We start from the raw sequence: 12470 nt of genomic DNA on the forward strand, positions 1-12470 counted from the left end.
CTGCCGTTTTTCGGTTCAAGATCGTGGCTGGCTTGCCGTTCATACGGTGAGAGCCTGGCGCGTTGTGTGAATCGAAGCGGCGTGCCTGCGCCTTGCCCTCATATCGTTCGACCCGGATTCCAATATGTTTCAGCTTTTCCTCGGCCCTTTGCGCCGGGCCGCCCGTGCGTGTCTTGCCATCGAGCTTCGCCGCGCGGTTTGTCATCCGTTGCGTTGGCGCGGTGCGGTTGTCGTCGTTGCAGCGGGTTTGCTGGCCGCGTGCGGCGGCGGTGGTGGTGGTGGTGGTGGTGGCTCTGGCGGCGGCACGTCGGGCGCCTCGACCTCGACCTCGGGCTCGGCGACGCCGGCCGGCGGTACTACCTCGACTCCGGCAACGCCCGCCAAGACCACGCCGCCGGTCACTCCCGCGCCCGTGATTTCGGCGGCGCGTGCGTTGCCGGTCACGCCGGTTTGGGCCGTATATTACGGCAATGCCAGCGGGCTCACCCTCAGCCAGGTGGCGTCGACCTTCAAGCTGATCGTGATCGACGCGGACCCCGGCACCGGCACCCCGGCGTTCTCCGCCTCGCAGATCGCGGCATTGAAGGCGAACGGCGCGAAAGTGTTGAGCTACCTGAATTTGGGCGCCTGCGAGAAATCGCGCAGCTACTGGAACACCGTGCCGTCCGGGTTCGTGTCGTGCGGCGCGAACACCGCGGCGCAACTCGGTAAATATTCGGGATTCCAGGAATACTGGATGAATCCCGCCAACGCCGACTATCAGAATCTGCTCGTGAACTACGTCGCGCCGCGTCTCGCGGCCACCGGCGTGGACGGCTTCATGCTCGACAACTTCGAGATCGTCGGGCATGGCACCAATACGACGGCCGGCCCGTGCGACGCCACCTGCGCGCAAGGCGGCCTCGATCTCGTCAAGCAACTGCGCGACAGTTTCCCGAATCTTGCATTGGTGCCGAACGCGGCGCCGGTGCAAACCATCGGCGGGAGCAGCGGCGGGGTGGCGTTTCCGTGGTTGATCGACGGTGTGCTTGCGGAGCAGGTCTATTTGCCGTCGGTGAGTACCTCGCTCGTGCAGCAGTTGCAGTCGTGGCAAAGCGCGGAGCAAAACCTCGGGCGCAGCGGCTTTTTCGTCGGCTCGCTCGACTATGCGTCGTCGTGCACGGCGACCTCGAGCGCGCAGACTGCCTGGACGGCGGCGCGGCAGGCGGGCTTCAGTCCGTCGATTTCGATCGCGTCGCTGGATAGTATTTGCTGGTGGTCGTTTCTGACGTCCGGTAGCTGATGCGGCAAGGCGCGCATGGCGAGCGGCTTCGCTCGAACAATATCTAAAAAGGAACGGGGTTTGGCTCAGCACGATGACGACCGGCGCTTTTCGTTGCGCCACTTACTCAGCCTGGTCAGCCGCTTCGCGCGCATGGCCGCGTTCGGCGCGCTGGCGTCGGTGGCGCACGCGCAGGACGCGGTGAGCACGCCGGCGGGGCCTTCGATCGCGCTGTTCTATGGCGCGAATCCGCCGGTCGACGAGCTGGCGCGCTTCGACGTGGTGGTGGTCGAGCCCGATGCGCGCTTCGATCCGCGCGCTCATCCGAAGACGCATCCCGCGTGGTTCGCCTACGTCAGCGTCGGCGAAGTGAACCCGCATCGCAGCTATTTCAGCGCGATGCCGCAGGCGTGGCTGCCCGGGACCAACGAGGCCTGGGCTTCGCACGTGGTCGACCAGACGGCGCCCGAGTGGCCCGCGTTTTTCGTGGAGAAGGTGATCGCGCCGTTGTGGAAAAAAGGCTACCGCGGCTTTTTCCTCGACACGCTCGACTCCTATCAACTGATCGCCAAAACCGACACCGCGCGCGCCGCGCAGGAAGCCGGCATGATCCGCGTGATCCGCGCGATCAAGTCGCGTTACCCGAAGGCCCGGCTGATTTTCAATCGCGGTTTCGAGATCTTGCCGCAGGTCCACGATCTCGCCTATGTGGTCGCGTTCGAATCGCTGTATCGCGGCTGGGATGCGAGCAAGCAGGCTTACACCGAGGTGCCGCAAGCCGATCGCGACTGGCTGCTCGGAAAGGCCGCCACGATCCGCGATCAATACCGGCTGCCGGTGTTGTCGATCGACTATTGCGATCCCGCCGACACCGCCTGCGGACCCGCCACGGCGGCGCGGATCGCAGCGGACGGAATCGTGCCGTACGTCACCGACGGCGATCTCGCCACGATTGGCGTGGGCCCGTCCGGGCAGCAGTGAGCGGGCGCCAGGCGCGCGCTGGCCGGTCATTCAAATCATCTGAAACGGGGAGTGGGACATGGTCTTGAAGGGCACGATTCTGGTAACCGGCGGCGCGGGCTTTATCGGCTCGCATACGTGCGTGGAATTGCTGAACGGCGGCTACGACGTGGTGGTGGTCGACAACCTCGTCAACAGTCACCGCGAGTCGCTCGCGCGGGTCGAGAAGATCACCGGCAAGCGCGTCGCGTTCTACGAGAACGATTCGCGCGACAAGGCCGTGCTGGAGCGCATTTTCGACACGTATCCGATCACGGGGGCGATTCACTTCGCGGCGCTGAAGGCGGTGGGCGAATCGGTCGGCAAGCCGCTCGAGTACTACGACAACAACCTCGGCAGCCTGCTTACTCTGCTCGGCGTGATGCGAGACCGCAACGTGAAGCAGTTCGTGTTCAGCTCGTCGGCCACGGTGTACGGCGTGCCGGAAACCTCGCCGATCGATGAATCGTTCCCGCTCTCGGCCACCAATCCGTACGGCCAGTCGAAGCTGATCGCCGAACAGGTGCTGCGCGATCTTCAGCTCGCGGATGCGTCGTGGCGGATCGCCACGCTGCGTTACTTCAACCCGGTTGGTGCGCACGAAAGCGGGCTGATCGGCGAAGACCCGGGCGGCATTCCGAACAACCTGATGCCGTACGTCGCGCAGGTCGCGGTCGGCAAGCTGGAGAAGCTGCGCGTATTCGGTGGCGACTACGATACGGCGGACGGCACCGGCGTGCGCGACTACATCCACGTGGTCGACCTGGCACGCGGACACCTGGCGGCGCTCGACGCGCTCGTGCAGCGCGACGCGAGCTTTGTGGTGAACCTCGGCACGGGGCAGGGCTATAGCGTGCTGGACGTGGTGCGCTCGTTCGAAAAGGCCTCCGGCAAGCCGGTGCCCTACGAGATCGTGGCGCGCCGTCCGGGCGACGTCGCCTCCTGTTTCGCCAATCCGGGCGCGGCCGAACGGTTGCTCGGCTGGCGCGCACAGTACGGTATCGAACGCATGTGCGCCGACCATTGGCGCTGGCAATCGACCAATCCCGCCGGTTACGCCTGAAACCCGAATCGATTCGAAGCGGTTCGCTTCATCCCCATCATCACGAAGTAGGAAAGCAAACACTATGTGCGGCATTGTCGGCGCGGTAGCGCAACGTAACATCGTTCCCGTCCTGATCGAAGGACTGCGACGCCTCGAATATCGCGGCTACGACTCCTGCGGTGTCGCCGTGCTGGCCGACGCCGGTCCGCGCCGCGCGCGCAGCACGGCGCGCGTCGCCGACCTCGAAACGCAAACGCTCGACACGCGGCTCGAAGGCGGCACGGGTGTGGCGCATACGCGCTGGGCGACGCACGGTGCGCCGGTGACCGACAACGCGCATCCGATTTTCTCGAAGGACGAGTTGGCGCTGGTGCATAACGGCATCATCGAAAACTATGAGCCGTTGCGCGAGATGTTGCGTGGGAAGGGCTATGTTTTCGTGTCGCAGACCGATACGGAAGTGGTCGCGCATCTCGTGCACAGTCTTTATCGCGGCAATCTGTTCGCGGCGGTTCGCGAGGCGGTGAAGCAGCTGGAAGGCGCTTATGCGATTGCGGTGGAGCATAAGGATCATCCGTCGCTCGTGGTCGGTGCGCGGCAGGGTTCGCCGCTGGTGGTCGGGCTGGGCGACGGCGAAAATTTCCTTGCCTCCGATGCGCTGGCGCTGGCCGGGACGACCGAGCGTTTCATCTTCCTCGAAGAGGGCGATGTCTGTGAGCTGACGCTGGCGGGGGTGCGGATTATCGGTCGCGATGGCGCCGATGCGCAGCGCGAAGTGCGCGTGGTGACGGCGTATGGCGGTGGGGTCGAGCTCGGCCCGTACCGTCACTTCATGCAGAAGGAAATCTTCGAGCAGCCGCGCGCGATTGCCGACACGGTGCCGCAAGGCGATTCGTTCGATGCGGCGCTATTTGGCGAGCGGGCGGCGGCGGAGTTTGCCGGTATCGACAGTTTGTTGATTCTGGCTTGCGGTACGAGCTATTACTCGGGACTGACGGCGAAATACTGGCTGGAGTTGATTGCGAAGATTCCGACGCAGGTCGAGATTGCCAGCGAATACCGCTACCGCGAATCGGTGCCGAATCCGAAGGCGCTGGTGGTGGTGATTTCGCAATCCGGTGAGACCGCGGATACGCTGGCTGCGTTGAAGCACGCGCAGTCGCTTGGACATACGCACACGTTGTCGGTGTGCAATGTGGCGACGAGTGCGATGGTGCGGCTGACGTCGTTGTCGTTTCATACGCACGCGGGGCGTGAGATCGGGGTGGCGTCGACCAAGGCGTTTACTACCCAACTGGTGGGCCTGTTCGTTCTGGCTGTGACGTTGGGGAAGATTCGCGGTGCGGTGAGCGCGAGCGATGAAGCCGATTACGTGCGTCAGTTGCGTCATCTGCCGGCGGCGTTGAATGCGGTGCTGGCGCTGGAGCCGCAGATTATCGGGTGGGCGGAGAAGTTTGCCGCGAAGGAAAGTGCGCTGTTTCTTGGCCGCGGCGTGCATTATCCGATTGCGTTGGAAGGGGCGCTGAAGCTCAAGGAGATCTCCTATATTCATGCCGAGGCTTATCCGGCTGGGGAGCTTAAGCATGGACCGCTCGCGTTGGTTACCGACGCGATGCCGGTGGTGACGATTGCGCCAAATGACGCGCTGCTGGAGAAGCTGAAGTCGAATCTGCAGGAAGTGAAAGCGCGAGGCGGGGAGCTTTATGTGTTTGCCGATGCGGATACGCGGATTAGCAGCGAGGCGGGGATTCATGTGATCCGGATGCCGGAACACTATGGGCCGTTGTCGCCGATTCTGCATGTGGTGCCGCTGCAGTTGCTGGCTTATCACACGGCTTGTGCTCGGGGGACGGATGTGGATAAGCCGAGGAATCTGGCGAAGTCGGTGACGGTGGAGTGAGGGGGCGGTTGCGATGGTCTTTATTTTTCGTGACTGCGAGAGAATTTCCTTTATAGAGCCTCGGTAGCTGCGGAGCTTTACACCGCGAAACGAAACAACCAAATTACTCATCACGGCGCTGAAACCATTTTCAGCGTCGTTTTTTGTAACCGGTGCGACGCTGATCCATTGCCCATAAAAAAACAGAAAAGTGCCGAACCTCTCTTGATGCGAATTAATTTTATTTTTTTAATCAAAACAATTTGAGTTGTAGATTTAACAGTTGTCCGATAGATATTTCATACGACCTTTTGTAAAATTCGCGCTCGGTGAACGTTTGCGTGATGGAGGGAGGCTTGTGCAATGAGCGTACAGGCACTTATTGGCGGGATAACCGGAGGCCTCGCCCAGCAGGACCGGCTTCTGAAATTCGACACGCCGCTGGCCGCAAATACGTTGCTGCCACAGCGTGTTTTCGGTCGTTCACGCATTGGCCGTAACTTCGACTTCACGGTCGACCTCGTGTCCACATCCGGTGACATTGAACTCAAGTCACTGATTGCACAACCGGTCACCCTCTGGATTCAGCAGGCCGACCGCTCCTACGCGGCCCATCATGGCTATGTGAATACTGCGCGGCGACTTGGTTCAAACGGTTCGACGACAAGCTATCAGCTCGCGTTTTCCTCCTGGATGCATTTCCTGCGCTTTCGCAAGGACGCGCGAATCTGGCAGGACAAACCTGCCGACGAGATTCTCACCGACGTATTCAATCAGCATCCGCAGGCTCAGGGCGCGTTCCGGTTTGCCCTGAAAGCGCCTCTGCCGCAGCGCTCGTTTTGCGTGCAATACGAAGACGACTGGAACTTCTGCCATCGGGTCATGGAGAGCGAGGGACTCTTCTTCTGGTTCGAGCAGGCCGACAATGGCAACGCCCACACCCTTGTCGTCACTGACGATCTGGCGTCGTTGTCGCCACTCGCCAGGCTCGACGGACAGCCCGTCGATTTTTACCGCGCAGGTACCGGCAGCGAGACGAACGCGCTCGTGCAGTGGTCAGGCACGCGTACGCTCCACAGCACTTCGCTTACCACCCGGACCTTTGATTACAAGTCTCCCTCGGTCACGAACCCGAAGGCGACAAACGTTCCGACCTTAGAGAGCCACGGCGACCTGCCGCAGCAGGCTGAAGTCTACGAATACACGGGTGCCTATTCCTGGAAAGAGCAGACGCACGGCGACCGTCTTTCCACCATCCGGATGGAAGAATGGGAATCCCGCGCGAAACGGTTTCACGGCTCCGGCGCCGTGCGCGGCATGGACGCAGGCGGCTGGTTCACCCTCGCCAACCATCCGGTGCACGACCAGGGCGACGCGCCGAGCCGCGAGTTCGCCGTGATAGAGGCGGTGTAGTTCATTGAGAACAATCTGCCTGTCTCCAGCAACGCTCCAGACTTTCCGCACAGCCTGAAGTCGCAAATCGACGAAATCAGGCAGGCCAATGTCAGCACTGGCACCGCAGACGGTCAGGTAACAAGGGGCAACGTCCAACGACTGACGACGGCCGCGAGAAATGTGTTTTCTGTCCCGCACGCCGATGGCAGCGAAGGATTCTTCCTGGTTCAGCTCGAGGCACAGCGCCGCTCGGTGGCGTTTCGTAGCCCGTTCGAACATGTCAAACCCGCGATGCACCTGCAGACCGGGACCGTAGCGGGTCCTGCCAACGAAGAGGTGTACACCGACACCTTGAACCGTATCAAGGTACGCATGCACTGGGACCGCCTGAATCAGGGCGACGAGCGGGCTTCGTGCTGGATGCGTGTCGCACAGTCAGACACGGGCGGCGGATACGGTGCCGTGCATGTTCCCAGGATTGGTGAAGAGGTCGTCGTCGACTGGGTAGGCGGGGATTGTGACCGGCCGATCGTCACGGGGCGCGTGTACAACGGCGCGAATGCTCCGCAGTGGCATTCGAATGGCTTGCTTTCCGGATTCCGGTCCAAAGAGTACGGCGGAAGCGGATTCAACCACCTCGTGATGGACGACTCGACCGGCCAGAATCGCGTGCATCTTTATTCGTCGAGCACCGGCGCACACCTTCATCTGGGTTATCTCATCGCCCAAACGGGTAACACGCGCGGGAATTACCTTGGCAGCGGCTTTGACTTGAAGAGCGACGCGTACGGTTCCGTGCGTGCCGCGCGCGGGTTGATGCTCACCACGCAACCTGCTGCACGTGAGCCGCTCGACGCGACATCTGCGAGTCAGCAGCTTGCAGGTGCCGAAAGCGTCCTGGAGTCGCTCTCGACGGCAAGCGAAACGCATCAGGCGGCCAGTCTGAATGACGGCAGGGATGCGCTCAAGGCGTTCAACGATGCCACCCAGTCCAGCGTGGATGGTGCGCATCTGAGGGTTGCCGCGAACGCGAGTGCCGAAGATTCCACCCGCGGTGTGGCGAGCAATAGCTCAGGCGGTCGTACTGCTGGCGGCGGCACCGGAAAGGCGAACATGTTCAAGGAACCGGTGATACTTCTTACCAGTTCGGCTGGTATCGCGCTCTCGACGCAGAAGTCGACGCATCTCGGGGCCGATGAGCAACTCAATATCGTGAGCGGGCAGAACACCCACATCGCCGCGGGAAAGTCGCTTATCGCGAGCGTCGCGCAAAGCCTTAGCCTGTTCGTGCAGAACGCAGGCATGAAGCTCTTCGCCGCGAAGGGTAAGGTTGAAGTGCGCGCGCACTCGGACAATATCGAGGTAACTGCGCAGAAGACCCTCAAGCTTCTTTCTGCCACGCAAAACATCGAGGCTGCGGCCAGACAGGAGGTTCTTCTAACCTCCGGTGGCGCGTATATCCGCATCTCCGGCGGCAATATCGAGATTCATGCGCCGGGTACGATTGACATCAAGGGTAGCCAGCACTCGTTCAACGGCCCGGCCAGCCAACCGTATGACCTGCCTGCGCTGCCTGCCGGTGAGCTACACAACAAGCTTGAGCTGAATCTCGCCGATGATTCGCTGAAACCCATACCGAATGCGCCGTACAAGGTTATGTTTGAAAACGGTGGGGTGATGTCCGGCAAGCTCGATGCGAACGGCTATGCGGTGCTGCACGACGTACCGCCCGGCCCCGTGAAAGCATTCTTCGGTGAAGATGCGCGTCCCTTCACCCGGGCACCGCTTCCCGCCGCAAAAGACCTTGCGCCGGACGACGTTCTGAAAGAACTTCACGCGGCGGGCCATGACGGAATTACCCAGGACAATCTCGCAAGTCTCTTTAACCGTTTTTCGGGCCGGCCGGACGTGCAATGAGCGACAACGACCAACAGGCGATCGAGGACGCGGTTGAGCAGATTGGCCTTTCGATGGCTTCGAATGCCTTTCCGCTCTTCTACGTCGCTCAGAACGTGTACGACACAAGCGAGAGTGTCTGGACGGTGTGGAATAGCCGGGACAGCACCGACGAGATGGTTAAAGTCGAGGCAGGTATTGACTTCGTGTTTGCCGTGGTCGGATGGGTTCCTGTCGTGGGCGCCGGGGTGAAGCGGACATTTCGTCTCGTCAACCACAAGTCCGACATTTATGGACCGCTTCTCTTCGATATTCTCCGGCTGGTACTGCAGCGCGCCGGGGTTCACACGAGCCCGGAGGAACTGGTCGACAAGCTGTTCGACGCTTCGGGCCTCAAGACCGTGCTGACCGGTGCGCGTGAACACATTGAGAAATCATGGTTGTTCAAGGAAATGCCGGTTGCAGCGCAGGCTACGTTCAGGCAGGCGCTCGTGTGGGTGGAGACAAATCTGCCGTACTGGCTGACGCAGTTCCTCGAGCGCAAGCTTCTTCACTGGAAGAAGAAGCAGCCGAATTCATCGGCGGAGACGACGCTCGAGCGGCGGAAAGAGACGGACAAGCCCGGCAAGGTCGGCGTCGAGGCGGAGGAGGGGCATAACCGTCCGTCCAAGTCGTCAAGTCCGGGCGTGGTCAATGCGAAGCTCGCGGTTGCCGACATCACGACAGGAGTCACAGGCATTCTCGGCGAGCATATCGCAGACTATTACTGCTATGAGAAACTAGGCTGGGGCAGTGGCTGGGAGGCACACGACCAGGGCTTGATGGGGCGATGGTCACGGGAGCCAGGGGCTGAGGTGCCCGGGAAGCTGAACGACCGGGGCAAACTCAACAAACTGTTCGACTTGCGGCCGCGAGGGCACGGCATTGACGGTGTATGGCGGGCGAATCCGGCAACGAACGAGGGCAAGCCGTTTGCCATCGTCGAAGCGAAGTCGTCGAAAGTCGATAAGCCAATGGCGGACCCCGAAGCGAAACGAGGTATGGCCCCGAAGCTTGGGCTGGCATCGCGTATCAAGGATGCGGTCCGACCATCCGCGGATGAACTGATTGAGCCGCCCAGCGCAGCGGCTCCGGGTGCGGCACAGGCACCGTCGGGTACGGGAGGCAAACCTGGTGGTGGTCGCAGACGACCTCAAAAGCAGGCGCCTCCAACGGACGGCACTGAGGGCCGGGCTGCACCTCAACAAAGCACTGGCAAGATTGTACAAATGAGCCATGAGTGGGTAGAGCAGAACCTTGGCGGGGCCGTCACGGAACAGCTTGCCTCGAAAATCCAGAGGTCTGGATACTCGCGGCACCTCTTGTACGTGCCTTTCTATTTACCGGCTGCCGTCGAGCATGAGGCGGCTTTGATGAAGGGTGACGAGCATGGTCATACAGACCACGCCTTACCTCCAACACATCACTACCACGATACGGAAGTGGAAGCAGCGGTACAGAAAAAACTCGGCAGGCTACGACAACGGGTCTAAGCGATGACGAATATGGATGAATTTGAATCAACCAGACGCCAACGATTCTTGAGCAAGCAGTACTACGACTGGCTGCTGCCGCAATTGACCGACGAAATCGAATATTGGTCCTCTCATGAATCCCCCAACGGCTCAACTGAAATTGAGCGGAAGGCGCTCGCGGCAAGACTTCGCTCGTCGTACGTGCATCGTCGATTTTTATTGCGGTTTACGGCCGGTTCAAGCTTGGCCATGTTGCGCGATGAGTTGACTCTAGTTGTCGAATCACTGGAGCAATACACCGCGCTACGGCGTGCCTCGCTCAAGGACAACGGGTACCCACCGCTGATGTTCGGTGAGATTGACGAGTATGAGAGAGCTATGCAACTCATCAGTCTTTGCCATCTGTTGCATCGCACCGAACTGCTCCAGCGCATTGCGGATATGCTCGACCCTTTCTATCGTGCGCAAGACACGCTTTATGAGGACTTGCTAGCCTACGGCCTGGACGGGCGGTTTGATGTAGACAAGTGGTTTCACGATAAGCCCTATAAGCATCTTATCAATAGCATGTATCGGGACAGCCTGGAGGAAAGTGTCGTCGACCTCGAGGCATATCTTGATGCCTGGTACCCAGCCATGAAGATGGCCCCCTGGCACGATAGTCATGTCAAAGCTAACGAGCATGAAGGCGGCGCGTACGTTGGCTATTGGGCCATCGAGGCTGCCGCCGCCGCATATCTTCTTGAACTGGACGATACTTCGTTTCGTAACGACCTCCTATATCCGAAGGATTTGACGGACTTCGCGCGTGAATTCGAGGCGCAACAACGACCCCAGTCCACAGAAGCGGGTGTCAGACCGCTGACTGTTCGCACCGGCCAGATCTGCCCCGAAACAGGTATTTGGAGCGCAGTTGGCCACAATGTCCCGGGCGTGCTGGTGCAGAAGGGGGACCGCATGCCTGAGATTTTCGCGCCGGATGGGCGCGGTGCTGTGCGTCCGCAACCAGCCCTCTGGGAATTCGAGCGTAAAGCCTAACCCGTTTTTCAGCGTTGCGTCTTGGGGGAAGAAGTATCCAACCATCGTGCAGGCAATCGGATGCTTCCTCGGCGCAAACCGCCAATGCGCCTTCGGGTAAAGTTGTGCAGATGAGCGACGAATGGATTCGCCAGAACCTGCAAGATGCGGTCGGAGCAAAAATACTGCAGAGCATCCGACGGGAAGGCTATTCGAGGCATATCTTGTACGTGCCGTTCTATCTGCCGTCGGCCGTTGAGCACGAAGCTGCGCTCATGAAGGGAGATGAGCACGGGCACAAGGACCATCAGCTTCCTCCAACACATCACTATCACGACGCAGAGGTCGAGCAAGCTGTGCAACGAAAGAAAGTCCGGCTGCAATAGTCTGTGTACGAAGGGAAAACGCGAATGTCAGATTTCGATAGCAAAAGACGTCAACGCTTTTTGAGCGAAGCGTATTTCACGTGGCTTTCATCCATCATCAGGGAAGAGATAGAGCACTGGACTCACAACGTCCCACCTACCGGAAATGGGGAGGACGCCAGGAAAGCGATGGGGGCGTGGTACGTCGCAAATGAGACGTACCGACAGTTTCTTCTGCAATACACGGCCGGTGCAGATCTGCGCCTGCTGCGCACCGAATTGGACGCCGTGGTCACGAGTCTCGAGGCGTATACGGTCGCTCAACGAAAAGCGGAAAAGAACGACTCCTATCCGCCGTTAATGTTCGGCGAAATTCAAGATTACGAGTCTGCGGTTCAGCTCATCGGCCTGTGCCATCTGCTTCACAGGCGTGAACTGCTTCCAAGGGTGGCGGCCATGCTCGACCCGTTCTATCGGGCGAGGGACACTCTTTATGAAGATTTGCTGGCGTACGGGATGGATGGCCGGGTTGATGTCGACGTGTGGTTTCACGAACTTTATCGCGACCTTATCAACAGCATGTACAGCGACACTGATGAGCTTGGCGTCTCGCTGGTGCGTTCGTATCTGGATAAATGGTATCCGGCCATGGGTGCTGCTTCGTGGCACGACAGTCACTTGAAAGCCAATACCACAGATGGCGGGGCCTACGTCGGTTATTGGGCCATTGAAGCCGCCGCCGCCGCCTACCTCATCGAACTCGACGACACCTCGTTTCGTGACCATCTTCTATATCCAAAGGATTTGGTGGACTTCGCGCGTGAATTCGAGGCGCAACAACGACCCCAGTCCACAGAAGCGGGTGTCAGACCGCTGACTGTTCGCACCGGCCAGATCTGCCCCGAAACAGGTATTTGGAGCGCAGTTGGCCACAATGTCCCGGGCGTGCTGGTGCAGAAGGGGGACCGCATGCCTGAGATTTTCGCGCCGGATGGGCGCGGTGCTGTGCGTCCGCAACCAGCCCTCTGGGAATTCGAGCGTAAAGCCTAACCCGTTTTTCAGCGTTGCGTCTTGGGGGAAGAAGTATTTACCATCGTGC

General features: G+C 60.2%; 7 protein-coding genes and 2 pseudogenes. All 9 read left to right on the forward strand.

All coding sequences use genetic code 11. From position 1 onward, the window contains the following. Positions 1-124: 124 nt before the first annotated feature. The 9 genes and pseudogenes from BX591_RS32345 (at position 125) to BX591_RS32385 (ending at position 12421) form a co-directional block, all read left to right on the forward strand. The gene (locus BX591_RS32345; RefSeq protein WP_111935386.1) at positions 125-1282 is read left to right on the forward strand and encodes a glycoside hydrolase family 191 protein; all 1158 of its coding nucleotides are present in this window, start codon (positions 125-127) and stop codon (positions 1280-1282) included. Positions 1283-1414: 132 nt separating this feature from the next. Next, positions 1415-2224 (forward strand): annotated as a pseudogene (locus BX591_RS32350) (endo alpha-1,4 polygalactosaminidase); the annotation flags it as partial. A gap of 76 nt (positions 2225-2300) precedes the next feature. Further along, positions 2301-3323 (forward strand): UDP-glucose 4-epimerase GalE, encoded by a 1023-nt coding sequence (gene galE, locus BX591_RS32355; protein ID WP_111935388.1) that lies wholly within the window; start codon positions 2301-2303, stop codon positions 3321-3323. Between the two features lie 64 nt (positions 3324-3387). After that, positions 3388-5205, forward strand: a complete 1818-nt coding sequence (gene glmS, locus BX591_RS32360) for a glutamine--fructose-6-phosphate transaminase (isomerizing) (RefSeq protein ID WP_111935389.1) — start codon at positions 3388-3390, stop codon at positions 5203-5205. A gap of 342 nt (positions 5206-5547) precedes the next feature. Next, a pseudogene (locus tag BX591_RS32365) lies at positions 5548-8496 on the forward strand (type VI secretion system Vgr family protein). Further along, entirely contained in the window at positions 8493-10007 is a 1515-nt protein-coding gene (locus tag BX591_RS32370) for a hypothetical protein (RefSeq protein WP_111935390.1), read from the forward strand. The pseudogene BX591_RS32365 and the gene BX591_RS32370 overlap by 4 nt, the downstream one beginning before the upstream one ends. A 12-nt stretch (positions 10008-10019) precedes the next feature. After that, positions 10020-11027, forward strand: coding sequence for a PoNe immunity protein domain-containing protein (locus BX591_RS32375; protein ID WP_111935412.1), 1008 nt, complete (start codon positions 10020-10022; stop codon positions 11025-11027). 110 nt (positions 11028-11137) lie between these two features. Next, entirely contained in the window at positions 11138-11392 is a 255-nt protein-coding gene (locus BX591_RS32380; protein ID WP_111935391.1) for a hypothetical protein, read from the forward strand. A 24-nt stretch (positions 11393-11416) separates the two neighbouring features. Beyond that, positions 11417-12421 carry a PoNe immunity protein domain-containing protein gene (locus tag BX591_RS32385; RefSeq protein WP_111935392.1) on the forward strand — a complete coding sequence of 335 codons (1005 nt, stop codon included), beginning with the start codon at positions 11417-11419 and terminating at the stop codon, positions 12419-12421. Positions 12422-12470 lie beyond the last annotated feature (49 nt).

It is taken from the genome of Paraburkholderia bryophila (assembly GCF_003269035.1).
Taxonomy (GTDB): domain Bacteria; phylum Pseudomonadota; class Gammaproteobacteria; order Burkholderiales; family Burkholderiaceae; genus Paraburkholderia; species Paraburkholderia bryophila.